Annotated in this window: 23 protein-coding genes; 15 read left to right on the top strand and 8 right to left on the bottom strand. The window is 55.9% G+C overall.

Annotated elements, in window-relative coordinates; genetic code table 11:
• Positions 1-46: 46 nt before the first annotated feature.
• Complete coding sequence (locus F1C16_RS02800) at positions 47-637, bottom strand: GNAT family N-acetyltransferase (RefSeq protein WP_185282856.1); 591 nt, start codon at positions 635-637, stop codon at positions 47-49.
• 152 nt (positions 638-789) lie between these two features.
• On the opposite strand from F1C16_RS02800, the gene F1C16_RS02795 reads away from it, so the two are divergent.
• Positions 790-1,116, top strand: a complete 327-nt coding sequence (locus F1C16_RS02795) for a hypothetical protein (protein ID WP_185282855.1) — start codon at positions 790-792, stop codon at positions 1,114-1,116.
• 163 nt (positions 1,117-1,279) lie between these two features.
• Here F1C16_RS02795 and F1C16_RS02790 read toward each other — a convergent pair whose 3' ends face one another.
• Positions 1,280-2,260, bottom strand: a complete 981-nt coding sequence (locus F1C16_RS02790) for a polyprenyl synthetase family protein (protein ID WP_185282854.1) — start codon at positions 2,258-2,260, stop codon at positions 1,280-1,282.
• A 152-nt stretch (positions 2,261-2,412) separates the two neighbouring features.
• Here F1C16_RS02790 and F1C16_RS02785 point away from each other — a divergent pair, with 152 nt between their 5' ends.
• The 3 genes from F1C16_RS02785 to folK all read left to right on the top strand — a co-directional run bounded on the left by F1C16_RS02785 (position 2,413) and on the right by folK (position 4,268).
• Entirely contained in the window at positions 2,413-2,787 is a 375-nt protein-coding gene (locus F1C16_RS02785; protein ID WP_185284203.1) for a DMT family protein, read from the top strand.
• A 41-nt stretch (positions 2,788-2,828) separates the two neighbouring features.
• Positions 2,829-3,689: a S9 family peptidase gene (locus tag F1C16_RS02780; RefSeq protein ID WP_185282853.1), complete on the top strand. Its 861-nt coding sequence runs from the start codon at positions 2,829-2,831 to the stop codon at positions 3,687-3,689.
• Between the two features lie 90 nt (positions 3,690-3,779).
• On the top strand, positions 3,780-4,268 hold the full coding sequence (gene folK, locus F1C16_RS02775; RefSeq protein WP_185282852.1) for a 2-amino-4-hydroxy-6-hydroxymethyldihydropteridine diphosphokinase: 489 nt from the start codon (positions 3,780-3,782) through the stop codon (positions 4,266-4,268).
• 610 nt (positions 4,269-4,878) lie between these two features.
• Here the strand turns inward: folK and fabD are convergent.
• From fabD to F1C16_RS02755, 4 genes are all read right to left on the bottom strand, one after another.
• Positions 4,879-5,766 (bottom strand): ACP S-malonyltransferase, encoded by an 888-nt coding sequence (fabD, locus tag F1C16_RS02770; protein ID WP_185282851.1) that lies wholly within the window; start codon positions 5,764-5,766, stop codon positions 4,879-4,881.
• Positions 5,767-5,937: 171 nt separating this feature from the next.
• Positions 5,938-6,300, bottom strand: a complete 363-nt coding sequence (locus F1C16_RS02765; RefSeq protein WP_185282850.1) for a hypothetical protein — start codon at positions 6,298-6,300, stop codon at positions 5,938-5,940.
• Positions 6,301-6,368: 68 nt separating this feature from the next.
• A complete protein-coding gene (locus F1C16_RS02760; RefSeq protein ID WP_185282849.1) occupies positions 6,369-9,170 on the bottom strand; it encodes a gliding motility-associated C-terminal domain-containing protein in 2,802 nt (933 codons plus the stop codon).
• A gap of 108 nt (positions 9,171-9,278) precedes the next feature.
• Complete coding sequence (locus F1C16_RS02755; RefSeq protein ID WP_185282848.1) at positions 9,279-12,101, bottom strand: gliding motility-associated C-terminal domain-containing protein; 2,823 nt, start codon at positions 12,099-12,101, stop codon at positions 9,279-9,281.
• 235 nt (positions 12,102-12,336) lie between these two features.
• Between F1C16_RS02755 and F1C16_RS02750 the strand changes: the two genes are divergently transcribed.
• From F1C16_RS02750 to F1C16_RS02715, 8 genes are all read left to right on the top strand, one after another.
• The gene (locus F1C16_RS02750) at positions 12,337-13,074 is read left to right on the top strand and encodes a succinate dehydrogenase cytochrome b subunit (protein ID WP_185282847.1); all 738 of its coding nucleotides are present in this window, start codon (positions 12,337-12,339) and stop codon (positions 13,072-13,074) included.
• Complete coding sequence (locus F1C16_RS02745) at positions 13,074-15,008, top strand: fumarate reductase/succinate dehydrogenase flavoprotein subunit (RefSeq protein ID WP_185282846.1); 1,935 nt, start codon at positions 13,074-13,076, stop codon at positions 15,006-15,008. The genes F1C16_RS02750 and F1C16_RS02745 overlap by 1 nt, the downstream gene beginning before the upstream one ends.
• Before the next feature lie 138 nt (positions 15,009-15,146).
• Positions 15,147-15,902: a succinate dehydrogenase/fumarate reductase iron-sulfur subunit gene (locus F1C16_RS02740; protein WP_185284202.1), complete on the top strand. Its 756-nt coding sequence runs from the start codon at positions 15,147-15,149 to the stop codon at positions 15,900-15,902.
• A 78-nt stretch (positions 15,903-15,980) separates the two neighbouring features.
• On the top strand, positions 15,981-16,508 hold the full coding sequence (locus tag F1C16_RS02735; RefSeq protein ID WP_185282845.1) for an NADPH-dependent FMN reductase: 528 nt from the start codon (positions 15,981-15,983) through the stop codon (positions 16,506-16,508).
• Positions 16,509-16,624: 116 nt separating this feature from the next.
• Positions 16,625-17,005 (top strand): hypothetical protein, encoded by a 381-nt coding sequence (locus F1C16_RS02730; protein WP_185282844.1) that lies wholly within the window; start codon positions 16,625-16,627, stop codon positions 17,003-17,005.
• Positions 17,006-17,103: 98 nt separating this feature from the next.
• Positions 17,104-17,886 carry an MbnP family protein gene (locus F1C16_RS02725; protein ID WP_185282843.1) on the top strand — a complete coding sequence of 261 codons (783 nt, stop codon included), beginning with the start codon at positions 17,104-17,106 and terminating at the stop codon, positions 17,884-17,886.
• A 2-nt stretch (positions 17,887-17,888) separates the two neighbouring features.
• Entirely contained in the window at positions 17,889-18,962 is a 1,074-nt protein-coding gene (locus F1C16_RS02720) for a cytochrome-c peroxidase (RefSeq protein ID WP_185282842.1), read from the top strand.
• 55 nt (positions 18,963-19,017) lie between these two features.
• Positions 19,018-20,010, top strand: coding sequence for a hypothetical protein (locus F1C16_RS02715; protein ID WP_185282841.1), 993 nt, complete (start codon positions 19,018-19,020; stop codon positions 20,008-20,010).
• A gap of 204 nt (positions 20,011-20,214) precedes the next feature.
• Here F1C16_RS02715 and F1C16_RS02710 read toward each other — a convergent pair whose 3' ends face one another.
• Positions 20,215-21,513 carry a voltage-gated chloride channel family protein gene (locus F1C16_RS02710; protein WP_185282840.1) on the bottom strand — a complete coding sequence of 433 codons (1,299 nt, stop codon included), beginning with the start codon at positions 21,511-21,513 and terminating at the stop codon, positions 20,215-20,217.
• A 131-nt stretch (positions 21,514-21,644) separates the two neighbouring features.
• Between F1C16_RS02710 and F1C16_RS02705 the strand changes: the two genes are divergently transcribed.
• The 3 genes from F1C16_RS02705 to F1C16_RS02695 all read left to right on the top strand — a co-directional run bounded on the left by F1C16_RS02705 (position 21,645) and on the right by F1C16_RS02695 (position 24,509).
• A complete protein-coding gene (locus F1C16_RS02705) occupies positions 21,645-22,787 on the top strand; it encodes a cytochrome-c peroxidase (protein ID WP_185282839.1) in 1,143 nt (380 codons plus the stop codon).
• 50 nt (positions 22,788-22,837) lie between these two features.
• Entirely contained in the window at positions 22,838-23,023 is a 186-nt protein-coding gene (locus F1C16_RS02700) for a hypothetical protein (protein WP_185282838.1), read from the top strand.
• Between the two features lie 109 nt (positions 23,024-23,132).
• Positions 23,133-24,509: a GDSL-type esterase/lipase family protein gene (locus F1C16_RS02695; protein ID WP_185282837.1), complete on the top strand. Its 1,377-nt coding sequence runs from the start codon at positions 23,133-23,135 to the stop codon at positions 24,507-24,509.
• A gap of 100 nt (positions 24,510-24,609) precedes the next feature.
• Here the strand turns inward: F1C16_RS02695 and ftsZ are convergent, their stop codons facing one another.
• Positions 24,610-26,133 carry a cell division protein FtsZ gene (gene ftsZ / locus F1C16_RS02690; protein WP_185282836.1) on the bottom strand — a complete coding sequence of 508 codons (1,524 nt, stop codon included), beginning with the start codon at positions 26,131-26,133 and terminating at the stop codon, positions 24,610-24,612.
• Between the last annotated feature and the right edge of the window lie 69 nt (positions 26,134-26,202).

Raw genomic sequence — 26,202 nt, 5'->3', positions numbered from 1 at the left:
CTGCGGGATTCTCCTGTGGGGCGACAGGGCGCTTTGCTTTTGCCTGTTACCCGATAGGAAGGCGTTTATCTTCTCGCAGCCGTTCTAATACGACAATCGTATCGTTGTGATAGGTAGTGCGGGCAAACTCCCGGAAGCCAAACTTCCGCGCCAAATTCAAGGAGGCTGCATTATCGGGGTCGATGATACAGGTGATACGCTCTATTGGTAACTGCGCATCGGCCCAGGCCAGTGCGGCATGTAGCGCCTGCGAGCCGTAGCCACGGCCGTGCACGTGCGGAGCCAGTACCCAACCAGCCTCTGGCGTACCTTTAAGCGAGGGCGTGAGGTCGCGCTGGAAATCAAAGAAACCAACTGTGCCTATGTAGCGGCCACTAGTTTTTTCCTCGATAGCCCAGGAGCCGTAGCCCAGCATAGCCCAGTGCCCTAGTTGCGCCAGCATACGGCGCCACACCTCTTCTTCCGAGTTGGGCTTGTTGGCCAGAAAACGATAAAAATCCGGGTCGGCGTGCATGGCGGCGGCTTCCGGCAAATTGGTAGGTTGGGGCGCACGCAGGTACAGATCGGCCGTTTCGAGGAGGGGCACCAAGGGTAGGGGCGTCGTCCGTAGGCTGAGGGGTAGGGAGGCTGAAGTCATCACCAGACAAGATAACATGCTTCTGGTCTGTTCCCAATGCTGCGTTGGCTACTTTGGCGGTCATCATACGGTTTCGGGCAACTTAACAGGGCCTTCTGCGCGTACACTAGAGCTATACCGCCCTTTTACTCCAAAACCAAACCAACCTCCCTATGTGGATTCAACAAAAAGCCGACGAGCGTGCCTCCCTTTCCGACCTGCAAGGTCGCGCCGTAGGCCTCAAATTTGAGTGCAACAAGTGCCACGCCGAAGTATTCACGGACCTCATTGGCGTGCCCGCTCCCGATGCCCCTACCCCCGGCCAACCCGAAACAGCCGCCGAGGGCTACGAAATCGAAGAAATCCAGTGCCACAACTGCGGCATGCGCCACGAGCTAATGGTAGACAGCACGTTTGACGGCGTATTGTTCAACGTAAGCGAGGTAGCCCCAGACGCTGTAAGCTACCAGGTGGCCGAGCCTGAGCAAGATCTGCGTTAATCTGTCTAAACCACGGATTCGCTCGGATTGGTCGGATTCCACGGATTTTGTAAAAAATCTAGACCTTATGTAAAACAGAAAGCGCTTGCCACTTGGCAAGCGCTTTCTGTTTGTAATCGTTTACAAAATCCGCGGAATCCGAGTGAATCCGTGGTTTAGACAGTTATTTTTCCCGCTCGATGGTGTAGTTAATCAGCTGTTCCAACGATGTGCGGGCCGGCGAGGCCGGAAACGTGTAGAGCAGTTGTAGCGCCTCGTCGCGGTAGCGCTGCATGGTTTGGATGGCGTAGTCGAGGCCACCGGATTTCTTCACGAAGTCGATAACGGCCTGGATGCGGTCTTTACGGCCGTCGTTGTTTTTGACGTTGTAGATAACCCGGCGTTTGGTGAGCCAGTCGGCTTGTTGCAGGGCGTAGATGAGTGGCAGCGTCATCTTTTTCTCTTTGATATCGATGCCCACCGGCTTGCCGATTTCGGCCGTGCCGTAGTCGAACAAGTCGTCTTTGATTTGAAAGGCGATGCCTACCTTCTCGCCGAACAAGCGGGCTTGCTCAATAGTAGCGGCATCGGCGCCGGCCGAAGATGCGCCTACGGCGCAGCAAGAAGCAATCAGAGAGGCCGTTTTTTGGCGAATGATGTCGAAGTACACGTCCTCGGTGATGTCGAGGCGGCGCGCCTTCTCGATTTGCAGCAGTTCGCCCTCGCTCAGTTCGCGCACGGCATTGCTCACAATTTTAAGCAGAGCGTAGTCGTCGTTTTCGAGGCTGAGCAGCAGGCCCTTGCTGAGAAGGTAGTCGCCTACTAATACGGCTATCTTATTCTTCCAGAGTGCGTTGATGGAGAAGAACCCGCGCCGGTAGTTCGATTCATCCACTACATCATCATGCACTAAGGTAGCGGTGTGCAACAACTCGATGAGGGCCGCTCCGCGGAAGGTAGCCTCGGGCAGTGGGTCGCCGCCACAGATTTTGGCCGAGAAGAACACAAACATCGGCCGAATCTGCTTGCCCTTGCGCTTCACGATGTAGCCCATGATCTTGTCCAGTAGCAGGACATTGGACTTCATGGACTGGCGGAACTTGTGTTCAAACTCTACCATCTCGCCCGCAATAGGGGCTTGTATTTCGTCCAGGGTTACTTTCATGCGGGCAAATTGGGCGCTGCAATGATACGGTGAAAAACGATGAGATATTGTGCCTTTCTCTACCATTACATTCGTATGAGTACCGCCGAGGCAGCGCAGTGCAGCCACAAGCCCCCCTTTGTTGGTTCACTCTCCTCCTTCTCCTTGGTTTTATGCGCGGTATTGCCTCTCTTGTGCTGCTCACAATCTCCAACCTGTTTATGACATTTGCTTGGTACGGCCACCTGCATTTGTTCAAGAAAATGCCCTGGTTCGCCAAATTGGGACTGGCAGGCGTAATTTTGGTGAGCTGGGGATTAGCCTTGTTTGAGTATATTTTTCAGGTGCCAGCCAACCGCCTGGGCTTTGTAGAGAATGGCGGGCCGTTCAGTCTGTTTCAGCTCAAAGTGATACAAGAAGTCATAACGCTCACTGTCTTTACGTTGTGCGCGGTCTTCGTCTTTAAAACTGATAAGCTAGGCTGGAACCATGTGGTAGGCTTTGCGCTGCTGATAGCGGCCGTCTATGTCATTTTCAAAAAATGGTGAGCTACTGCCTCGTTGATTGGTTGTAGTGTACCTTCGCTTTTATGGCTTCTTCTACTCCCATTTCCACCGATTTTCTACTCCGTAACCCCAACCACACGCGCCCGTTTGCGGCCGATGCCCGCTACCTGCCCGATGGGCAAGCCAAGCCGGTGGTAGTATTTGTACACGGATTCAAGGGCTTCAAAGACTGGGGCCACTTCAACGTATTGGCTGATTACTTTGCCCGACAAGGCTTTGTATTCATCAAGCTGAACCTTTCGCACAATGGCGTGGTGGTAGGCGGCAGCGGCGATTTGGAGGATATGGAGGCCTTCGGACACAACAACTTCAGCCTGGAACTAGACGACTTGGGCGCCCTACTCGACGCGCTGCACACGCCCGGCGCCACGCCCCTACCCCCCGCCGAACTGGACCTAACGCGCCTAGCCCTCATCGGCCACAGCCGCGGTGGCGGGCTAGTGTTGCTGAAAGCCGCCGAAGACGCCCGCGTGACGTTTGTTGTCGGCTGGGCTGCCATCAACGACATCGACCAACGCTGGAGCCCCGACCTTATGCAGCGCTGGCAGGCCGACGGCGTGCAATACATTGACAATGCCCGCACCGGCCAGCGCATGCCGCTTTACTACCAGCTAGCTGAGGATTACCAGCGCAACAAGGCTCGCCTCGATATCCCTACCCTGGTGTGCACCCTACGCCAGCCCCTACTCCTGCTCCACGGCGACCAAGACGAAACCCTAACCGTGCAAATGGCCCACGACATACAAGCGTGGCAGCCCCGCGCCAAGCTGGTGGTAGTACCCGGCGCCAACCACGTATTCGGCGGCCGGCACCCGTGGGAGGAGAGCGGCCTACCCGCCGACGCCCAGCGCGTAGCCGACGAAACCATTGCTTTTCTGCGGTAGGGGTGCCTTGCAAGCGCCTGTCGTTGAACGGTATTGCATGCAAGAAATAACCTTCCTAACGCCACAGGCGCGTGCAACGCGCCCCTACCTATGCCTACCCTCGCCTACCTTCTACTCGGCAGCAACCTCGGCAATCGACAGGAAATTCTGCGCACAGCCGTAGCGGAGCTGCACCAGTTGGCCGGCCCCATCGTAGCGCAATCTGGCCTTTACGAAACGACCGCCTGGGGCCTCGCCGACCAACCCGCTTTCTTGAACCAAGCCATAGCAGTGGCCACCTCGCTTCCACCCGATGCCCTGCTCACCGCCTGCCAGCAGGTGGAACAGCAGGCCGGGCGCACCCGCGAAATCCGCTGGGGCGCCCGCACGCTGGACGTGGACATTCTACTCTACGGGCAGGAAATCATCGACACCCCTACCCTACAAGTGCCCCACCCACGCTTGCCGGAGCGTCGCTTCGCGCTGGTCCCGCTAGCGAAAATTGCGCCGGAGGTAGTTCATCCTGGGTTGAGTAGGACGGTAGCGGAATTGCTGGTGGAGTGTGAGGATATGTTAGAGGTAGAGCAGATCAGTAAATAACTTCTGTAAATATATATTAATTACAATTCGTTTTCAACGTCTTATATTCCTTCTTATTATGATAAAAAAACTCACAGAAAATGAGTTATCCTTAATTAAAAAAAATCTTCCAAAAATTAAGAATCAACTGTATAAAGATAGAGCATTATATCATAGAGTATGTATCAGCATATTTGAAAAATGGTTGAACGCGGATGAATGCGAAAGGATTTATGAAACTAATCCGAGCATATTAGCTGATTGGCGAGGTAGGTTAGAAAATGCAATAAATGAGTTTTATAACTTGACACCTATCTATTTATGGAGACACAAGAATAATTACCGCATCGTTTTCCATAAACCGAACAATTTAAAGCACCTACACAAAAAATGCAATATCAGAAATCAGACTTGGAGTAGCGGCCATCGGTATGATTTACTCATGCCCGAATATTCTGCTGTCTACAGTGAAGAATTCGATTGGACCACTATTATTTGGTATAATGATTTCGAAAAAATACAACCTTTACTAGAACTAGTCAGAAAATCAGGATTGCATATCCTTCCCTAACCAGGTATAGAAAAGCCCGTCAGTTGTTGCTGACGGGCTTTTCTATACTGCTATCATTCCCTACGCTACCGCCGAAGCCACCGCCACAGTCGCCGCAATTTTCTTCACCAGGCCTTGCAGCACCTTACCAGGGCCGCATTCTACGAACTCAGCAGCACCGTCCTGAGCCATGCGCTGTACGCTCTGGGTCCAACGGACGGGGGCAGTGAGCTGGCGTACTAGGTTCTGGCGAATTTCGTCGGGGTTGGTGTGGGGGGCGGCGTCCACATTTTGATAGATGGGGCAGATGCCAGGCGAGAAGGTCGTTTTCTCGATGGCCTCGGCCAGTGCTGCTTCGGCCGACTGCATCAGCGGGGAGTGAAAGGCTCCGCCTACCGGCAGGGGTAGGGCACGCTTGGCACCGGCGGCTTTCAGTTGCTCGCACGCCAACTCAATACCGCGTTGCGAGCCGGAAATCACCAGTTGGCCGGGGCAGTTGAAGTTGGCGGCTACGACCACGTTGCCGGCATCCGTAATTTCCTGGCAGATGCGCACGGTGGTGTCATCGTCGAGGCCGAGGATGGCGGCCATAGTGCCGGGCTGCTCCTGGCAGGCGGCCTGCATGGCCTGGGCACGCTGGGCTACCAGCCGCAGAGCATCGGCAAATGTCAGCACTTTGGCAGCCACCAAGGCCGAAAACTCGCCCAATGAATGGCCCGCTACCATGTCGGGCTGGAGGCCGGGTAGCACGGCCGCTTGCACCACGGAGTGCAGAAAAATGGCAGGCTGGGTAACATCGGTGCGGCGTAGGTCCTCATCGGAGCCGGAGAACATGATGTCGGTGAGCGAAAAGCCCAGGATGTCGTTGGCCTGGGTCATAAGAGCCTTGGCCTCGTCGTGCTGCTCGTACAAGTCGCGGCCCATGCCGCTGAATTGGCTGCCTTGGCCAGGGAAAATTACTGCCTTCATTCGGTAGAAAGGTGGGATTAGGTTGTTGATTTGATTCTGGTTGTCAGTCTGAACCACGGATTCGCTCGGATTTTTCGGATTCCGCGGATTTTGTAGACAGCTCGTGCTGAAGGATTATCAGATTACTCGTCTCTGCTTGATGCGCAGAATGCTCGAAATGATAAGATGCGCCTACTTCACGGGCTGCACCGTCACGACGCCGGTTTGCTTATCCACGTTGAACGCAGCTTTGTTGGGCATGCGGCCAGCCCAATCGGTGCGGGGCACCAGCACCTGAAACTGCGCGTCGGACTCCATCACGCTCGACGAATCAACTTGATACACGGTGCGGTTGGGCAGTTCCTGCACGTAGTCGTGGACGGCAGTACGGGCGGCCGCTTCGGTACCAACGGATGTATTCGGCATGGTTGCAGTAGCGGGCGCCGCTGCCGAATCAGCAGCTATAGCATCGGTGGTGGGGGTATCCTGGGTGCGCTGGCAGCTGCCAAGCGTGCACCCAAAGCCTATCAGAAGGGCAGGAATCGTCTTCATCATACCGCAAAGAAAAACAAAAGGAGCAGACCAGCCGGCCCGCTCCTCTTGCTACGTGCAGGGTAGGCCTGCTAGCGGTTGATTTGCACCCAGCCTTTATAGGTGCGCTTGGTACGGTTCAGATCGTTGAATTCCACCTCGGCTAGGTAAAAGTACATGCCATCCGAAAGCTGAGGGCCGCTGCTGCGCTCCTCGCTACTGCCGCCTCCGTCCCAGTTGATGAAGGGGTCTTGGTCGCCCTCATACACCTTCACGCCCCAACGGTTGAACGCCGTGAAGTGCGTGCGGCGTAGGCTGCTAGTCACTTTCGGTCGGAACGTGTCGTTTACACCGTCGTTGTTAGGAGTAAAAATATTAGGCAGCAAAAACAGCTGACACTCATCGTTGCAGGCCTCGTTGCTGAAGGCGCTCAGCTCGCCATTGCTACCTACCGCCCGCACCTGGTAGCAGCCCGATACGGTAGTAAGCCCCATGTGCACATAGTTGGGCTCTACGGTAGTAGCCAACAGCTGATACTCCGTGGCATCGGGGCTGCGGTAATACACTTGGTACCCAGTTACGGCCAGGTTGCAGTTGGGCGGCGAGTTGGCGTCTAACTGCCAGCGCAAGTAGTTGGTGTAGCGCTGATTGGGTCCGATAACCGTAGTAGGTAACGCGTACAGATTGGCGGCCAGGCTGTCGCAATTTGTTGTCTGCAAGGTCAGGATGGGCCGGCACGGCACCGGCGCAACGCATATTTCCTGACTGGAATTCAGCAGATTAGGCAGATTAGGCGAGGTGTATGCGCCGTTGGTTTGTACGTAGTAGCAGTAGGTTTCGCCCGCGACAAGGGGGTTGGCCGCCGAGCCGCGGTCGGTGTAGGTGCCACTGGTGGCAGTGCCCGCCACCGTAGCCAGCAGCGTGAAGGTAGGGCTGCCTGGCGCCCGACGGTAGATGGTGGTGGGCTGCCGGGTGTTGTCCCAGGGCACGTTGTAGGTCCAGGTCAGCACATTGCCGGACGCGGCTTCGTCGGCCCTACCCGAAAGGCGCACGCTGGAGGCCGGAGCCGTCGTCTCCCTGGTTTCGGCGGCGTTGGGGCTGGTATTGTCGCGGCTGAAAAACTCCAGCTTGTAGGTGAAGGCACTATCTATTGTGTTGCGGCCTGCATCTACGAAAGTTGTTTCCATGAGAGAATTCGTAGTGAATACCCGCTTGAAGGCAGTAGAGGTAGCCGCCACATTCTGACCCGGCGCCCGGTAGAGGCGGTAACCTGCCGGCTCGGTAAAGCCCGCTTGGTTGAGAGGCGGTGTCCATTTCACGGTTACTTGGCCATTGGCGGCGGTGCGGTCTACCGTTACGTTGGTGAGCAGGGCGCTGGTGCCATCGAGGGTCACGCAGGCTTCGGCCGAGGCAATGCTTTCGCCACCTTTGGGCAACGGAAATACAGCGTATATGCGGTAGCAGTACGTTTTGCCGCGCTCCAGGCCCTGACCGTTGTTGTCATCCAGAAAAGAACTCAGCCCAGCATCAATGGCCCCGATTTGCGTGTAGCCTGCCGTGGCCGGAATCCCGGTCTGGCAGTCGCTGGGTATGAAATCCGACGGATTTTCCTTCCGGAAAATCAGCATTTGGCTGGCCTGCGTGCACTGGTACCGGTCCCAGGTGAGTACCACACGCGTGCTGTTGCCCTGGCGCTGTGCTTGCAAGGTTTGGGGCGGCGGCCCAATTACGCGCACTCGCCATATCTTTTCGTCAATTAGGGGCGGGTTGCCGCCAGTGGGTACGTCCTGGGCTTTGAAGGTGAACAGGTAGGGGTCGCGGCGCACATCCTCGCAGCTGGTCACCCACCGAAACGTACCACGCGCCGTGGGCGGCCCCGTGGCCGTTTGTTGAAACGTGATGGGCGGAAACGTGCCGTAGGCAAATAATTGCACCGGGTTGCGGTCGGGGTCGGTGGCCGTGATAGCGCCGTTCACCGTTGTGCCCGCTACCACGCAAATATCTTCTGGAATGGTCACCTCGGGCCGCAAGTTGGTACTGGGTCCTACCACAATCTGCATATCCCGGATAACAGTGCCGATAAGCCGGGGCCGGGCACCCGCCACGCGTCGCCATTCCTCTACCACAAAAGCAAAATTGTACTCACCGATACTCTGGCTACTCGGCGCATTCCAGACAATTAAGCCCGTATTGACGTCCTGTTGGAAGTCTGCTTGCCCACCGGCTGGCGTACCCAAATACGCTACTCGTTGGCCGTTGGTGTCGTACTTATTAGGATACTGAAAGCCAGGTACGGTACTCGTATCTACTACTCCACCCCGCGTAATAATAGTAGCTGGAGTTGATGCCCGCTTACTTGGCCGAAGTTTAAAAGCTAACGAATCTCCGTCCGCATCATACGCTCCAGGACTGTGCAAAAACACTTGATTTGCCGTAGCCTGATCAATAGCCGGGGCTGTCAGGACTGGCGAGCGGTTGATACCCAATGCCGGATCAATGGTAATGCTAGTTCCTAAGTAAAACGCTTGGCTAGCTGGATTACTCAGATTGCGCACCTCTTTATTACGATACTCCCCGACAAAGCTGACCAGGTATTGCCCTGGTGCATTGTAAATGTGTTCGAAGTAATACACATTGACTTTGGTATTAGGCGCAGAAGGGATAACAGTTCCGTTGCCTACACGCTGCACTTTGTCTATTCCGGTGCTCGTACCATCGCCGAAGAAGATAGTAGCGTTTGGCTGGTCTGCCACATCACGACTCGGTAGTTTGGTATACAGCACCATCTTAAAAAAGACACGGCGCGGGTTGCGGGCAGCCGTAGTATCGGACTTAGCCTGAATGTCGCCGGCCCGGATGTGCGAGGCATGGGTAGCCAGCGGTAGTAGCCACAAAATAAAAAGGGTTACCACTGCGAGTGGTAACCCTTTGTGCCAAGTAGGTAGGCTTACGTTCATAATAGGATGGCTGATAAATGCAACTAATAACCTGATGGTTACAAGTTAACGATTTATCTGCACCCAACCCTTATACGTTCGCTTGGTATTGTTGAAATCCAGAAACTCTACCTCAGCCTGGTAGAAATACATACCATCGGCCAGGCGTGGCGTGCTGCTACCTTCGCCCACATTACCACCGCCGCTCCAGTTGATGCGGGGGTCTTGGTTGCCTTCGTACACCTTCACGCCCCAGCGGTTGAACGCCCGGAACGTAATGCGCCGCACGGGGCTGGAAATCTTCGGCACGAAGGTGTCATTCACACCGTCGCCGTTGGGCGTGAAGATGTTGGGCAACAGGAAGAATAAGCAGTCCTCGGCACAGGCCTGGTTGCTGAGGTTGCTGCGCTGCCCAATGTTATCCACGGCCTGCACCTGGTAGCACCCGGCGGAGGAGGGTAGGTTGCGGTGCACGTAGCTCATGGTCGTCACCGAGTCGATCAGCGCGAAAGGAGCATCGGCCGTGGCTTGGTAGAAGATACGGTAGTACACAATGCCATTAGGGTTGCAACCCGCTGGGTTGTTGCTATCCAGCGTCCAAGTGAGGCGGTTGGTGTAGGTGAAGTCCGCCGGCGGGAAAGCGACGTTCGAGGCTGAGCCTACCGAACTCAGGCTGTCACAGTTCAAGGAGCGGAGCGTGAGCACCGGCGTACAAGGTGCCGCCCGAATGCACAGTTCTTGGCTCAAGTTGACGAGGTCTTTGGGTAGATTCTCGCCGCTGTATGAGCCAATGGTCCGCACATAGTAGCAGTACGTATCTCCCGATGTCACGCTCCGGTCGGTGTAAGTGCCGCCCGTGGCAGTGCCAGTCACGGTAGCCAGTTGCGTGAAGGTAGTGCTGTTCTGCTCGCGCCGGAAAATGACGGTTGGTTGCAGTGCGTTGTTCCAGGGTACATTATATGTCCAGTTCAACACGTTGCCGGCTGCACCCTGGTCGGGTCTACCGGTGAGCAGCACACTGCTGGCCGGCCCTACCGACTCGGGGGTAGTAGATGCCGCCGTGAAGAACTCCAAGCGGTAGTTGTAGCCCGTTCCAACGGTGTTCAGGCCAGTATCTACAAACACCGTATCATTCAGATTAGTGGTCGTATATACCTGCTGGGTAGGGTTGGCACTCTGCCCTGTGGCCCGGAATAACCGGTAACCGGCCGGCTCCGTGAAGCCCGCGCTGCTGGTCGGCTTCGACCACCGTACCGTTATCTGCCCATTGGCGTCAGTGCGGTCTACCGTTACGTTGCGCATCAGCGCCGAGCGGCCGGAGATGGTTACGCAGGCTTCGGCCGAGGCAATGCTCTCGCCGCCTTTGGGCAGCGGGAACACAGCGTAAATGCGGTAACAATAGGTTTTGCCTCGTTGCAAACCCTGGCCGTTATTGTCATCCACAAACGAGCTAAGGTTAGCCCCTACCGCACCTACCTGTACAAAGCCCAGACCCGCTGGTATACCTGTGGTACAAGAATCGGGGTTGAAATTCGACGGTCCTTCTTTGCGGAAAATCAGAATTTGGCTGGCCTGCTGGCAGATATATCGGTCCCAGGTAAGAGTAGCACGCGCTCCGCTACCGCTGATGAGCTGCGCCCGCAAATTCTGCGGCGGCGGCCCCACTACCCGAATGCTCCACACCTTCTCGTCAATCAGGGGCGAATTGCCGCCAACAGGTCGGTCCTGTGCCTTAAACGTTACCAGGTAGGGGTCACGACGCACATCGTTGCATTCCGTATTCCACTGGAAGGTGCCCCTGGCTGTGGGTGGCCCAAGGGACGTTTGCCCGAAGGTAGCCGGCGGGAAAATTCCACCGTAAGCAAACAGGTCTACCGGATTGCGGTCGGGGTCGGTGGCCGTCACAGCGCCGTTCACTGTCGTACCCGCTACCACGCAGATGTCGCGTGGAATCGTTATTTCGGGGCGCAGGTTGGTACTGGGTTCTACGATAATTTGCATATCCCGAATTACCTGCCCAATCAAACGCGGCCTTGCCCCTGCTACACGACGCCATTCCTTTACTATGACCTGCGTATTATATTCTCCTACGCTACTAGAGCTAGGGGCATTCCATACCAGCAAGCCAGTGTTTCTATTTATTTGAAATATGGATTTAGCTCCAACAGTAGCATTCACGTAAGGCACCTGAACTCCGGGTGCGTCTCGCGTATTAGGATACTGAAAACCAGGTATATCAGTAGGCCTAACGATGTTATTGTAAAGTTTAATAATATCATCTGCCAAAGACCCGGTACGCTGACTAGGCGCTAACTCATACGTAAGAGAGTCTCCATCTGCATCATAGGCCGCTGGATTGTGCAGATATACTTGGTTGGTAGCTGCTTTGTCAATGGCTGGCGCCGTTAGAACTGGGGCGCGGTTGATACCCAGGGCGGGGTCAATGGTAATGCGAGTGGCGATGTAAAACTCGTATCTATCCGTGGGGGGCGACATATTCAAGATATTAGCCTTGCGCAGTTCGCCCACAAAGCTTACATTATACTGACCGAGCGCATTATACGTGTGTTCAAAGTAGAAAACGTTGATGTCCGTATCAGCAGAAACTTGCGCAAACCCCGTACGGGGCACGTTTTGAATATTGGTGCCATCGCCAAAGAAAAAAGTCGCGCTTTCCTGCTTCACCGGTGAACTACGAGCAGTATACAGAATCATCTTGAAGAAGATGCGGCGCGGGTTGCGGGCAGCTGTGGTATCGGACTTCGCCTGAATGTCGCCGGCCCGGATGTGAGAGCCTTGCGCGCGCGGCACCAGACCCAGCAACAGCAGGAAAGCCAATGTAAGCCCCAGAAATAGCCTGCGGCCCCAGCAGAGTAGCGGAAGGTTCATATAGTGAACTTAGAGAGCGGGAAGAAGAGTAGGAGAATATCAGGAAAAATCCGGTGGAAAACCAACAAATCTAGGACCGTTAGTGTTGCCAAATGGTTTTAGGGTTCTAACGGCGGTAGCACCGGATAGATTCATGAACGACGAAACCCCTATCTAGATTGTTTCCTAGTAGGTCGGGGTGTACCTTTGGCCGTTGCAATTGAATCACCTTCGCAAACCATTTCGCAGCTTCTAAATGAGTTGGATTAGTAAAACATTTTCCAGCAGCATCGGTCGCAAAATCATTGTGGCCATCACGGGCTTGTTCCTGTGCTCTTTCCTTGTTGTCCACTTGATTGGCAACCTGCAACTATTTAAGCATGATGACGGCGTTGCCTTCAACATCTATTCCCACTTTATGGGAACAAACCCCGTTATCCGCACCGTAGAGTGGGTGCTGCTACTGGGCTTCGGCTTCCATATTTATGAGGCTTGGGCACTGTTCAGCCGCAACAGAAGTGCTCGTAGTGTTGCATACGTGTCAAACCACTCCGAGCAGAACAGTAGATGGCAGTCGCGCAACATGAGTTTGTTGGGCACTATCATTCTCGTATTCCTGTTAGTGCACTTGTACAACTTCTTCTACCGGGCCCGCTTCGGTGAGCTGGATCCAGACATCAACAACAATGATGACTTGTACACACTAGTAGTAAGCTCGTTTCACCAGTGGTGGTACGTGGCCCTGTACGTGCTGGCACAGGTAGCCTTGTGCTACCACCTGCTACACGGCTTTAAGAGCGCCTTCCAAACGCTGGGGCTCAACCACCGCAAGTATACACCTGCCATTGAGGTTATTGGCTACGCCTTTTCAATCATTGTTTGCTTAGGTTTCGCTATTATGCCGCTGTACTTTTTCTTCTTCACCAACGAACAGGGCGAACCGCTTTCGGCGGTAGCACCCTTGGTTGATTCCATTAACCTAGCGCTGAAGTAATGTTCCCGGACTCAAAGATTCCCGAAGGCCCTATAGGCGAAAAGTGGGACAAGCATAAGTTTGATGTTAAGCTGGTCAACCCTGCCAACAAGCGTAAATACGATATCATCATCGTAGGTACTGGCTTGGCGGGTGCATCGGCTGCGGCTTCCCTAGCCGAGCTAGGCTATAACGTAAAAGCCTTTTCCTTCCACGACTCGCCCCGACGTGCGCACAGCATTGCCGCGCAGGGGGGTATCAACGCTGCCAAAAACTACCAGAACGACGGTGACTCTGTATTCCGTCTGTTCTACGACACCGTAAAGGGTGGCGACTACCGCTCCCGTGAAGCTAACGTATACCGCCTAGCGCAGGTATCGGTGAACATCATCGACCAGTGCGTGGCGCAAGGTGTGCCGTTCGCCCGCGAGTATGGCGGGCTGCTGGCTAACCGCTCGTTTGGTGGTGCGCAGGTGTCGCGCACGTTCTACGCCCGTGGACAGACTGGACAGCAGTTGCTATTGGGTGCCTACTCGGCCCTGAGCCGCCAGATTGCCTACGGTAAGGTGAAGATGTACACCCGCTCCGAAATGCTGGATTTGGTGGTAGTAGACGGCAAGGCCCGCGGCATCGTGACGCGCAATCTAATTACCGGCGACATCGAAACGCACGCTGCTCACGCTGTTATTTTGGCAACGGGTGGTTATGGGAACGTGTTCTACCTGAGCACCAACGCTAAGTATTGCAACGTAACGGCAGCATGGCGCGCTCACAAAAAAGGCGCTTTCTTTGCAAACCCCTGCTTCACGCAGATTCACCCTACCTGTATCCCTGTATCGGGCGATTACCAGTCGAAGCTGACACTGATGTCGGAGTCGCTGCGTAACGACGGGCGTGTGTGGGTGCCTAAAGAGAAGTCTGTCGCCGAGCGTTTGCGCAAGGGCGAGATTCGCGTGGCCGATATCAAAGAAGCCGACCGTGACTACTTCTTAGAGCGTAAGTATCCTGCTTTCGGTAACCTGGTGCCCCGTGACGTAGCCTCGCGCAACGCCAAACTGATGTGCGACGAAGGCCGTGGCGTAGGTTCTACGGGCTTGGCTGTGTACCTCGACTTTGCCGACAGCATCAAGCGCAACGGTGCCGACTGGGTAGCCGCTAAATACGGTAACCTGTTCGAGATGTATGAGAAGATTACGGGTGAGAATCCGTATGAGCTTCCCATGCGCATCTACCCTGCTGTGCACTACACTATGGGTGGCCTGTGGGTAGACTATAACCTGCAAACCACGGTACCCGGCTTGTACGCGGCCGGTGAATGTAACTTCTCCGACCACGGCGCCAACCGCCTCGGTGCTTCGGCACTAATGCAAGGCCTGGCTGATGGCTACTTCGTTATTCCTTACACCATTGGTGACTACCTAGCTAAAACGCCGCCAACCCCTGTTACCACGCAGGACCCCGCCTTTGCGGAGGCCGAAGCCGGTGTACGGGCGCGCATCGATCAGCTGATGAGCATCAACGGCACGCGCACGCCTACCGAATTCCACAAAGCTCTAGGCCATATTATGTGGGAGTACTGCGGTATGGCTCGCTCTGCCGAAGGTTTACGTCATGCAAAGGCCGAAATTCAGAAGCTGAAGCGCGAGTTCTGGTCTGATCTGAAAGTAGTTGGCGTAAATGCTGACCTTAACCAAACCCTGGAGAGTGCCGGCCGTGTAGCCGACTTCATCGAGCTGGGCGAGTTGATGGTGGACGACGCCCTGGACCGCAACGAAAGCTGCGGTGGTCACTTCCGCGAGGAGTACCAAACGCCGGAAGGCGAGGCGCTTCGCAACGATGACGACTACGCGTACGTGGCGGCTTGGGAATACCAAGGCGAAAATCAGCCGGAGAAACTAAACAAAGAGGAGTTGCAGTTTGAGAACGTGAAGCTCACGCAACGCAGCTATAAGTAATTTTCGAGCTGTTAGCCACTAGCTGTTAGCTATTAGCGATATGCTGGTAGTTTCACAGTCCACAAAAGCTAACAGCCATCAGCTAACAGCTAATAGCCAAAAAACAAAATGGCCGGAAGTAACCCCAACGCCAAGCCGATGAACCTCACCCTAAAAGTGTGGCGGCAAAAAAATCGTAACTCGGAGGGTAAGATAGTGGACTATCAGGTGAAGGATATTTCGCCGGATATGTCGTTTCTGGAGATGCTGGACGTGCTCAATGAAGACCTTCTGCACAGAGGGGAAGAGCCGGTGGCTTTCGATCACGACTGCCGTGAGGGCATTTGCGGATCGTGCAACCTGTTCATCAATGGGCGGGCGCACGGACCAGAGAAGGGCACCACTACCTGCCAGCTTCACATGCGCAAGTTCAGCGACGGTGATACCATCACCATTGAGCCCTGGCGTGCTAACTCTTTCCCTGTAAACAAAGACTTGAGCGTAGACCGCTCGGCTTTTGACCGCATTATTCAGGCCGGTGGCTACATCAGCATCAACACGGGTGGCACCCCCGACGCCAACGAAATTCCCATTCCGAAAGAAATTTCGGATCGGGCGTTCGAGGCGGCTACTTGTATTGGTTGCGGCGCGTGCGTAGCAGCTTGCAAAAATGCTTCGGCCATGCTGTTCGTATCGGCTAAGGTGTCGCAGCTGGCGCTGTTGCCCCAGGGCCACGTGGAGCGTAAGTCACGCGTGGAAAACATGGTAGCGCAGATGGATAAGGAAGGTTTTGGTGCCTGCACCAACATCGGCTCGTGCGCCGCAGAGTGCCCAGTGGGCATTTCGCTGGAGAACATTGCTATCCTGAACCGCGAATTTTTGGCCGCTAAGGCTACCTCGAATAACCTATCGTAGGCAGCGCGGTTGTACTATATGGAAAGGCGAAGTGGAGTTCCACTTCGCCTTTTTGTTTTCCCTAGTTTCTTTACGCGCATGATTACCATTATCGCAGGCACCAATCGGCCTAACTCCCGCGCCCGGCTGGTAGCCGACTTATATGGCCAGTTGCTGGCCGATTTGGGGGCAGACTACCAACTGTTGGATTTGGTAGAACTGCCAGCCGATTTCATCGAAACGGCCCTATACGCGAATACCGGCCAGCACGCTGGTTTCAACCAGTTGGCCGCAAAAGCGGCTGCGGCCGAGAAGCTGGTGTTTATCGTACCTGAATACAATGCGTCGCTGCCTGGGGCGCTGAAGGGTTTTATCGATGGTCTACCCTACCCCGGCGGCATTCGCGGCAAGAAGGCTGCGGTGGTGGGGCTGGGTACTGGTGCGCAAGGCGGGGCGCTGGCACTCTGCCACCTTACGGATATTTTGATGTATCTGGGTACAGTGGTGCTTCCTACCCGCGTGCGCCTACCCTTTATCGACCAATACCTTACGCAGGATGGTACGCTTAGCCATGAGCTATATATGCAGTTGCTACGCGAGCAAGCGGCTCAATTCCTAGCTCTCTGAGAAGCAATCTGGTCGCCGGTATCACTTCGTACAACAAGGTAGATACACTCATTCTCCTTTGGTTTTGCCGTGATGTGTCTACCTTTACGAACGTTTTTGCTGCCGCACTTGCCTGTATGACTCGCTGGTTTGCTGTTTTTCTCACTGCCTTGGTGCTTCTTCAGACGTTCAGTCAGGAGTTGCGGGTGGTGGATTATCAGCTACACAAAGAGCGGATTACGGAGTTATTCTGCGTGAACAAGGCCCGGCCGCAGTTGCATTGCAACGGCAAGTGCCATTTGGCCAAACAACTCCGCAAGGCTGCCGACGAGGAAAGCAAAGCGCCTAATGGGGCTAAGGTCAAGCTTAAGTTTGAGGCCCTACCCTTGCTACGTGTGTACGCTGCCCAACAGGCTTTCTATCCTGTCGTAGTGCAGCAGTTCGCACCGCTACGCGTTGTGCACTACACATTTTCGCCGGAACACGGCATTTTCCATCCTCCAAGCTTCTGGGCTTAGTTTTCGAATAAGACGTGTTGCCATACGGCAAGCGTCCTATAGCGCGTTTCTTACAAGAAGCGCGCTCGATTATCTATTTGCTTTTCAGAAGTTTACCGATGAAATTTTCCCTACCTACCTTTTGGGTAGCCGCTGTGGCTATCCTATTTTCTCTGGCTGGCTGCGACGATAAAGAAAAAGACGCTCAACCTGCCGTGGGCACGCTGGATATCGAAATGGAGCACGTAGTAGGCAGCCAGGCGTTGGCGCTTAGTACCACTACCTACACCAATCCTATCAGCAACGAGCAATTCACTATCTCCCGATTCAACTACTACGTTTCCAACGTTAAGCTGCAAAAAGCCGACGGTACGGAATACGCACAGCCCGAAAGCTACTATTTGGTGCAGCAGTCAGATGCTGAATCGAAACACCTGCACCTCAAGGACATACCTACCGGCGACTATACAGGCATTTCCTTCGTGGTAGGCGTGGATAGTGCCCGCAACACGGCCGGGGCTCAAACCGGCGCTTTGGACGTGAACAATAACATGTTCTGGAGTTGGAACACGGGCTACATTTTCTTTAAGATGGAAGGCAACTTATTGGCTTCTAGCTCCTACCCTGCCAAAACCTTTCTGATGCACGTAGGTGGTTTCACCAAACCGTACAACGCCGTGCGCACCGTGAAGCTGACGTTTCCGAGCAGTAACCTGCTGGTGCGCGCCGACCACAGTCCCGAGCTACACCTAAAAGTAGATGCTCTGAAAGTGCTGAATGGCCCGCAACCCATTCAATTGAGCACTTTTATGGGCGCGCACATGCCGGGCAGCAACGCCGTGCAGGTAGCCAACAACTACGCGGCAGGCATGTTCTCGGTGGAGCACATTCACGCTAACTAGCAGTGAGCGTATCCATTTCGCGGACTCTAACAGCCTCGCTAACCCTATTCATGGGGCTGGCGGGGCTGCTGGTGGCCGGTTGCCAACCCGACGCGGACATCCTAAAGCAACAGGCCGTACCGGGCGATACGCTCCCCAGCAATTTTCCTATCCCCGCCTACGCGCTCGAAACCAACCCACCCGACCGGGCGACGTTTGAGTTGGGCCGCACGCTGTTTTACGACCCGCGCCTGTCGCGCACCGGAGACGTGTCGTGCGGCTCGTGCCATCAGCAGTTTGTCGCTTTTGCCCACGCCGACCATCGTGTGAGTCATGGCGTGGATGGCTTGCTGGGGCCGCGCAATGCGCCGGCGCTCCAAAACCTGCGGTGGCGCCGGGAGCTGTTGTGGGATGGCGGGGCCAAAAATCTCGAAACCATGCCACTGGCCCCGCTCACCAACCCCGTGGAGATGGACGAGACGCTCGACAATGTGCTCAAAAAGCTCAATGCCGATGCCGATTATCAGCGCCGGTTTGCGAAAATCTATGGCAAGTCGCCCATCGATTCGTACCAGTTTCTGCGGGCGCTGGCGCAGTTCACGGCCGCGCTGACCTCGGCTAACTCACGCTACGACCACCACGTGCGCGGCGAAGCTGGCGGGCAGCTAAGCGAGCCGGAGCTGCACGGCCGTGCGCTGCTCGCGCAGAAATGCACGCCCTGCCACAGCACCGATTTATTTACCGACGAGACCTACCGCAACAACGGTCTGGACCGGGAGTTTTCGGCCGACTCGGGTAGGGCACACATTACCAACGTAGCGCAGGATCGGGGCCTGTTTAAAGTGCCGTCCCTGCGCAACGTGACCAAGACCGCGCCCTACATGCACGATGGCCGCTTTGCTACCCTGGCGGAGGTATTAGCCCACTACGACCACGGCGTGCAGGTCTCTCCTACCCTCGACCCGCTCTTGCGCCGCCCCAATGGACAGTTGGGTATTCCGCTCACAGCCCAAGAACAAGCCGATTTGCTGGCGTTTCTGGAGACGCTGACTGACACGGAGTTTTTGCAGGACCGCCGCCTGGCCGAGCGACAGTAAGCGCCTGCGGCAGCCGCACGGCTAGCCGCTTCTCATCTCTTTTTTGCTTTTTCTTATGAAGAAAATAGTACTGCCTACCCTGGCTTTTCTATTGCTAGCTGCGCCTGCCTGGGCCTGCGATATTTGCGGTTGCTTTATGGGCATCACGCCCTACGACAACCAAAGCGGCTTCTCCATCATGCACCGCTACCGCGTGTTCAATGGCTACCAGCTCCTCGGGCAGCGGCACCGACTTTTCCCGGCAGGTGTGCAGCCCTTTTTTCCATCGAACCCAAACTCCGACACAGGCTACAAGCACAGCCACCAAGGTGACCCAACCGATTACGAAGCCTACCGCGTGGTAGAGCTACGCGGCAAATATTTTCTAGCCAAGCGGCTGCAGCTGAACGCCTTTGTGCCCTACGTGATGAATACCACCCAGAGCAACGGCCAGCAGCTAAACGTAGCCGGCGTGGGCGACATAACGGTTTTTGCGGGCTACCATCTCATCCGCAACATTGAAACGCTGGGTATTCAGAGTCGTTTAATTGTGGGCGGCGGTGTGAAGCTTCCTACCGGCGACTACCGCCGCACCAACGCCGACGGCCAGCGCTACACCATGCTGAACCAAGTAGGCACCGGCACTACGGATGGGTTTGTGTACGCCAACTACATCGGCAGTTTGCACAGCTTTGGGCTGAGTGTGAATGCCAGCTACCGACGCACTACGCGCAACAGCTTCCAAAACAGCATCGCGCCCAGCGCTACCAACTTTGCTACCCTATTCTACCGCCTACCCCTGGGGCCTAACTGGCAGGTCTATCCTTCGGCGCAGTTCTACTACGAGCGCACCAAGGGCGAAATGCTGGACGGCCAGCTCACGCACGAGCACGAGATGAACGACGCCCTACTCGGCCCTGGTCTTGATGTGTACTACAAGAACTTCTCTTTGAATACCAGCGTGCAGCTCCCCGTCTACACCGCCCTCACCGACCACCCCGCCAGCGCTGGCCGCATCGTGCTGGCTGTTGGGTATAGTCTCAAGCAGACGAAGTATTTGGTGAAATGATGGAATGGTGAGTTTGTAAAGTGGTGAGATGGTCAGTGAAAAAGCACCTGTCATCCTGAGCTTGCGAAGGACCTTATGTTAGTTGAACGAGTCGTTGGTACGAGCATCGTGCTGACGTGAGAAGATCCTTCGCAAGCTCAGGATGACAGGTGCTTTTTCACTGACCATCTCACCACTTTACAAACTCACCATTCCATCATTTCCCTATAATTCCCGCAGGTGCTTGCCGGTTTGCCTCCTCCAAAGTCCGTGCTTGCTTTCGCCTACTATCTGGGCACTGTAGATGCCTTGGTGACCTGAGAACAAGTAGCTCACCACGCAAGCCAGGCCAATATACAGCCCACCTTCGGCCCCGAATAACTCCAGTCCCATGAGCGTGCAAGCCAATGGCGTGTTGGCCGCCCCCGCGAAAACCGCCACGAAACCCATGCCCGCCAGCAGCGGCAACGGCAACGGCAGCAGCAGCGCCAAAGCGTTGCCCAGGGTAGCGCCCACGAAAAACAACGGCGTCACTTCGCCCCCCTTGAAGCTAGCACCTAGTGTAAGCGCCGTAAGCAAAATCTTGAGCGCAAACGCATACGCCGGTAGCTGCACGCTGAACGACTCCACTATTACGGGCACGCCTAGCCCAATGTAGCGCGTGGTACCCAGGGCCCACACTAGCAATGCCACCACGGCTCCGCCTACTACCGGGCGCAGGGGTGGGTAGGCAATCAGCTTTCTGTAGAAGCCACTCACCAGATGAGTAGCCGAGGCAAACGCCCTACCCGCCAGCCCAAAGGCAATACCTGCCACAGCCGCACTCAGCAAGCCTAGCACACTGGCCGTAGGCGCCACCATGTGGGGATAGTGCGTGTGGCCTAGGCCATGTATATCAGGAAGATACAGACCCCACCAGCGCGTTACGTAATCGGCGCTGATGGCGGCCAGGAAGCTGGGCAGGATGGCATCGTAACGCAGGCGACCAATCAGAAACACTTCCAGCCCGAAAACCGCCCCGGCCAGCGGCGTGCCGAAGATAGACGCAAAGCCCGCACTAACGCCCGCAATGAGCAGCAGCTTCCGCTCGCGCCGATGCAGATGTAGGGGGCGCATAAGCTGGTCGGCGAGGGTGCCACCCATTTGCACGGCCGTACCCTCGCGGCCCGCTGAGCCGCCAAACAGGTGCGTGAGTACCGTGCCCAGGAGTACCAGTGGCACCATGCGCAGGGGCAACGTATCCTGGGGCTGGTGGATTTCGTCCAGAATCAGGTTGTTGCCTTTTTCAGCCCTACCCGCCAGGTAATGATACATCAGGCCGATGAGCAGGCCGCCAGCTGGCAGCCACCAGATAATCCAGGGGTGTAGCTCGCGCCAGTCGGTGGCCCAGGCCAGCGCCGCCAGAAACCCCGCTGAGGCAGTGCCGGCCAGCAGTCCGATAAGCGTACTCAATAGCAGCCAGCGTAGCAGAAAAAATACCTGCGAACGGTATTCACTCAGAAAAACCAACGGAAAGTAGCGCATAGTGCGCTCAAAATACGCAATTGCCAGGGGTAGGCGTTATGCCAATGGCACACTGTTGCTCGGCGATAAGGAGCGAGAACCATTTGCCCAACGCGCAACGTTGCGACCTTAGCTTGTATCTTGCTTACTGCATGACCTTTCCTACCCTGCCGATGGCTCTTCTGCTCCGTTTTGTGCGTGCGCGCTTCTGGCTCGCTATGCTGGTATTAGCGGTGGCGTGCAGTCCGAAGGGCACGATGGATGAGGAAGAGGACCCCATAGTAGCGCCTACCCCGTACACGCTTACGCTGCCAGCTACTTTTCCGCAGAGCCCTACCATCCCAACCGATAACCCACTCACCAACGAAGGCGTAGCGCTGGGTCGGATGTTGTTCTACGAAACGCGCCTTTCGCGCAACAATACTCTATCGTGCGGCTCGTGCCACCAGCAGAGCAAGGCCTTCACCGACGGCCGGGCGCGGGCGCTGGGCGTAGACGGGCGTCAACACCCGCGCGGCGCCATGTCGCTAACCAACCTGTTGTGGGAGACTACCCTCAACTGGGACGGCGCCGCCACGACCCTCGAAACGCAAGCTCGCATCCCCATTGAAAACGAGGTAGAGCTGCACCAGTCGCTGGCCGCGGGCGTAGCCAAGCTTCAGCAAACCGACCTCTACCCTCCCCTGTTCCTGAAGGCGTTTGGCTCAAAAACCATTACGGAGGAAAACACATTGAAGGCGCTGGCGCAATTTGAGCGTACACTGATTTCGGCCAATTCGCGCTACGACCGCTACTACGCGGGCAACCGGTCGGTGCTGACGCCGGATGAGGTGCAGGGCCTGATGCTGTTCAACAACCACCCCGAGCCCAGCCACGGCATTGCGGGGGCCAACTGCTTTCACTGCCACGGCGGTACGCTGTTCACGGCCCGAGACTTTTTCAACAACGGCCTCGACCTCAGCTTTGCAGACAACGGCCGCGGCCAAGCCACCGGGCAAGCCTTCGACAACGGCAAGTTTCGGGCGCCTACCCTGCGCAACATTGCCCTCACGGCCCCCTACATGCACGATGGCCGGTTTGCTACCCTAGAGGAAGTAGTGGACCATTACAGTGACCATGTGCAGCAGCAGAGCACCAACATTGACCCCAATATGTTGGATGCCACCAATGTGCCATTTGGCAACCAGCTCAGCCTCTCGGCTACCCAAAAACGACAGTTGGTAGCTTTTTTAAAAACCCTGACGGACACGACGTTTGTGCAGGACAAGCGCTTCGCTAATCCGTTTACTCCCTGATTGGCAAGCAATAACCGGCTGCTTGTGGGCAAATTGTGTACTTTGCACGCATGAAACGCTGGTTTGCCTACGTGCTGCTCCTGCCGGGGCTATTCCTGTTGATGGGCTGCTTCACCACAGCGCGGGAGCCGCATTCGCCGGCTAGCCGCCCGGCCCGCGCCCCCCGCACACTCACCCCCGACCGGGAAATAGCCGAACCTGCGCAACCTGAAAAGGAAACCCCGCCTAAGTCGTAGCGTGGTGTGGCCGCAGGTAGTGTTGCTACAACGGCGGAATATTCACTGGCTTCTGTGTGGCAATGCGTTACGTTAGCACGCTCCGCTACTTTCTGCTCCTACCCTTTCTATGTCCCGATTACTATTCCTGTCCTTACTGGCTTGCTTATCGCATAGCCCCGCCATTGCTCAGTCGCAGCCTTCTACCCCTACTACTTTAGATTCGCTGAAGCTGGTCTATATGGGTTCTTCCGTACCAGCAGGTGTAGGAGCTACCAATCAACACGGCTACACGGCGCTTTATTCTGATTTGCTGGCGCAACGAGCCGCAGCTGGGGTAGGGCTACCTTGGAAAACGGCCAATATCAGCATCTCCGGCAATAACACTATTGCCGTGATGAAGCGCTTTGATGCTGATTTGCTGCCGCAACACGCCAAGTATGTGGTATTTGCGCTGGCGCTTGGCAACGAGGGTATAAAGGAAAAGGGCCAGCCAATTTTTGAGCAGTTCAAGACCAATCTGGTCACGCTTATCAACCAGGCGCGGGCACTTGGCATGGTGCCCATCATCACCAACGGCTACACGCGCAACGACTACGGCCCCGAACAGTACGAGTTCACGCGCCGCATGAACTTGCTGATTCAGGGATGGAATGTGCCCAGTATTAATCTGCTCGGTGCTGTCGACGATGGGCAGGGCCGCTGGACCACGGGCTACTGGTTCGACGGCCTGCACCCCAACGACCGGGGCCATGCGGAAATGGCGCATACCATTGTGCCTTCGCTGTTTGATGCTCTGCATGCGGGCAAGCCGCAGCCCACGCGCCGCACCAGTATGGGCATCAAGCTCACCAACACCGCCAGTCGGCCAGCGCCTACCATCCGGTTGGTGCCCGAGGATGTGGTGCACCCTTTCACCACCATTATCCGCTTCAAAACCGGCACCGCAGGCCAACTACTGGCCATCCGCGACAGTGCCGGCCTTGCAGTAGGCACGCTACAGGTAGCACCGGGCGGTGTGGTTTCCTACAACTCTGCTAAGGGACAGCGCATCACCGGCAAAGTACCCGTGGCAGACAATCATTGGCACCAGTTAGCCCTTACGCACTACTACGCGCGCGGGGCTACCCAACTCTATGTTGATAGCACCCAGGAAGGTAGCGTGGCGGAGCGCCTGCGCCCTACCCAACTCGACTTGGGCGGCGCCACTGCCCCACGCCGGGTGCAGCTACGCGACTGGTTTTTCTACCGCTCCGGCATGAACCAAGATGAAATCCTGGCCGTTGCAGCCGACTCTTTGCTCAAATCCAGTTTGGAACTCTATGCCCCACTCAACGGCCGCCAAAATGCTTCCGATTCACTCAGTAATCTGGCACAGAGCCTAAATACGTTGCATGTGGTTTCTGCCGCGCAGAAGATGCAGAAAACGAAGCGACCCGCCTCCCCTACCCGCTCGGTAACACCGCAGCCTGCTACTCCCCCTACCTCTACCAAGCGTCGTAAGTAAGGCGGAAGCTATAATTAGCTTATGCTGATTAGCCTTAGAAAGACATCGGCCCGCTGAAGTTACTTCAGCGGGCCGATGTCTTTCTAAGGCTTTCTTGTTTTTAATCCACGTTGTCGTGCAAGAAGCGGTTATCGCCTAACAGCTCGTTATCATCCGAGAGGTTAAAACGGCTGATGTTCTGCTCGCTGGAAGGCGTCACGTTTTCCAGCTTCACTTGGCGGCGTAGGTAGGCCGGCGTTTCCAACTGGTCCTTAATGGCTTCGTTGGTGAGGCCATTGCTCAGGCCCTGCAAGCGGCGGCGGCGCTCCTCGGCGCGGGCATCATGAACAGGTCGGGCCGAAGGCTGGTAGGGCGTAGCGTGCACTGGCTGCTGCTGATACTGCTGCGGCTGGGGTTGCAGCACCGGCTCCGGGTTAGGCGTCGGCGACGGATTAACGGGTGGCTCGTAGGTGTACGGCGACGTTTCTAGGTCAAAAGTAACTTTAGGCGGCTCGGGAGTAACCGGGGCCGCTGGAATCGGAGCGGGCGCTGGGGCCGGCGCGCCAAACGAAGGCACAATCGAATTATCGGAACGCGGCTCAGCAGGAACAGCTGGCGCGGCCGTTTCCGGTGTGCTAGGCGTCTCCTTGCTCACCATGCTGTCGGTGATGGTGTGCGCCTCGCGGGCGAAGCCAGTAGCAATGACCGTTACCCGAATGCTCTGGCCCAGGGTAGAATCAATACCGTGGCCGAAAATCACCTCGGCGTTCTGGCCCGCTTTGTCTTGGATGCACTCCGTAATTTCGGTCAGCTCGTCCATTTCCAGCTCTGCCTGGTCGCCCGACATGATGCTGAGCAGGATGCGTTGGGCGCCGTGAATATCGGTGTTGTTGAGCAGCGGCGAAGCCAGGGCCTCTTCCGCAGCGCGGCGGGCGCGGTTTTCGCCATCCGTGATGGAACTACCCATTACGGCGGCGCCCGAGTCCTTCATCACCGTTTTCACGTCTTCAAAGTCCACGTTCACGTCGGCCGTCACCGTAATGATTTCGGCTATGGACTTGGCAGCCGTGCTCAGCACGTTATCAGCCTTAGCAAAGGCCGAGCGGATGGGTAGGTTGCCGTAAATCTCGCGGAGTTTGTCGTTGAGAATCACCAGCACCGTGTCGCAGTTCTCGCTCAGCTCCTTAATGCCCTGCTCAGCTTGCTGACGCTTCTTTTTGCCTTCAAACATGAAGGGAGCTGTCACGATGCCTACCGTAAGAATGTCCAACTCTTTGGCCACGCGGGCAATAACCGGAGCAGCACCGGTACCGGTACCACCACCCATACCGGCCGTAATGAACACCATTTTGGTGCCGTGGCTCAGCAGCTCCCGGATTTGCTCTTTGCTCTCGATGGCGGCCTGCTTTCCCCGCTCGGGGTTCGCGCCCGCACCCAGGCCCTCGGTCAGGTCCAGACCGATTTGCAGGCGGTTAGGCACCGTCGAGGAGGCTAGGGCCTGCTTGTCGGTGTTGCAGATTACAAACTCAACGTCCTTAATGCCCTGATTGAACATGTGGTTCACGGCGTTGGAGCCGCCCCCACCCACGCCAATCACCTTAATGATGGACGTGTTTTGCGCTGGTATATCGAAGGTGAAATTCATTGCTGAATAGTCAAATGGTTGAATGGTTAAATTGTTGGTCGTTTCGACGACAACCATTTAGCAATTCAA

The sequence above is a fragment of the Hymenobacter sp. NBH84 genome (genome assembly GCF_014217645.1).
GTDB lineage: Bacteria > Bacteroidota > Bacteroidia > Cytophagales > Hymenobacteraceae > Hymenobacter > Hymenobacter profundi.
This window is presented reverse-complemented; position numbering and strand designations above follow the sequence as displayed.

What these genes read in the sequence shown, in the direction of transcription:
- F1C16_RS02800 (WP_185282856.1), bottom strand. Translation starts at nt 637, where the DNA reads ATGACTTCAGCCTCCCTACCCCTCAGCCTACGGACGACGCCCCTACCC.
- F1C16_RS02795 (WP_185282855.1), top strand. Translation starts at nt 790, where the DNA reads ATGTGGATTCAACAAAAAGCCGACGAGCGTGCCTCCCTTTCCGACCTG.
- F1C16_RS02790 (WP_185282854.1), bottom strand. Translation starts at nt 2,260, where the DNA reads ATGAAAGTAACCCTGGACGAAATACAAGCCCCTATTGCGGGCGAGATG.
- F1C16_RS02785 (WP_185284203.1), top strand. Translation starts at nt 2,413, where the DNA reads ATGCGCGGTATTGCCTCTCTTGTGCTGCTCACAATCTCCAACCTGTTT.
- F1C16_RS02780 (WP_185282853.1), top strand. Translation starts at nt 2,829, where the DNA reads ATGGCTTCTTCTACTCCCATTTCCACCGATTTTCTACTCCGTAACCCC.
- folK (WP_185282852.1), top strand. Translation starts at nt 3,780, where the DNA reads ATGCCTACCCTCGCCTACCTTCTACTCGGCAGCAACCTCGGCAATCGA.
- fabD (WP_185282851.1), bottom strand. Translation starts at nt 5,766, where the DNA reads ATGAAGGCAGTAATTTTCCCTGGCCAAGGCAGCCAATTCAGCGGCATG.
- F1C16_RS02765 (WP_185282850.1), bottom strand. Translation starts at nt 6,300, where the DNA reads ATGATGAAGACGATTCCTGCCCTTCTGATAGGCTTTGGGTGCACGCTT.
- F1C16_RS02755 (WP_185282848.1), bottom strand. Translation starts at nt 12,101, where the DNA reads ATGAACCTTCCGCTACTCTGCTGGGGCCGCAGGCTATTTCTGGGGCTT.
- F1C16_RS02750 (WP_185282847.1), top strand. Translation starts at nt 12,337, where the DNA reads ATGAGTTGGATTAGTAAAACATTTTCCAGCAGCATCGGTCGCAAAATC.
- F1C16_RS02745 (WP_185282846.1), top strand. Translation starts at nt 13,074, where the DNA reads ATGTTCCCGGACTCAAAGATTCCCGAAGGCCCTATAGGCGAAAAGTGG.
- F1C16_RS02740 (WP_185284202.1), top strand. Translation starts at nt 15,147, where the DNA reads ATGAACCTCACCCTAAAAGTGTGGCGGCAAAAAAATCGTAACTCGGAG.
- F1C16_RS02735 (WP_185282845.1), top strand. Translation starts at nt 15,981, where the DNA reads ATGATTACCATTATCGCAGGCACCAATCGGCCTAACTCCCGCGCCCGG.
- F1C16_RS02730 (WP_185282844.1), top strand. Translation starts at nt 16,625, where the DNA reads ATGACTCGCTGGTTTGCTGTTTTTCTCACTGCCTTGGTGCTTCTTCAG.
- F1C16_RS02725 (WP_185282843.1), top strand. Translation starts at nt 17,104, where the DNA reads ATGAAATTTTCCCTACCTACCTTTTGGGTAGCCGCTGTGGCTATCCTA.
- F1C16_RS02715 (WP_185282841.1), top strand. Translation starts at nt 19,018, where the DNA reads ATGAAGAAAATAGTACTGCCTACCCTGGCTTTTCTATTGCTAGCTGCG.
- F1C16_RS02710 (WP_185282840.1), bottom strand. Translation starts at nt 21,513, where the DNA reads ATGCGCTACTTTCCGTTGGTTTTTCTGAGTGAATACCGTTCGCAGGTA.
- F1C16_RS02705 (WP_185282839.1), top strand. Translation starts at nt 21,645, where the DNA reads ATGACCTTTCCTACCCTGCCGATGGCTCTTCTGCTCCGTTTTGTGCGT.
- F1C16_RS02700 (WP_185282838.1), top strand. Translation starts at nt 22,838, where the DNA reads ATGAAACGCTGGTTTGCCTACGTGCTGCTCCTGCCGGGGCTATTCCTG.
- F1C16_RS02695 (WP_185282837.1), top strand. Translation starts at nt 23,133, where the DNA reads ATGTCCCGATTACTATTCCTGTCCTTACTGGCTTGCTTATCGCATAGC.
- ftsZ (WP_185282836.1), bottom strand. Translation starts at nt 26,133, where the DNA reads ATGAATTTCACCTTCGATATACCAGCGCAAAACACGTCCATCATTAAG.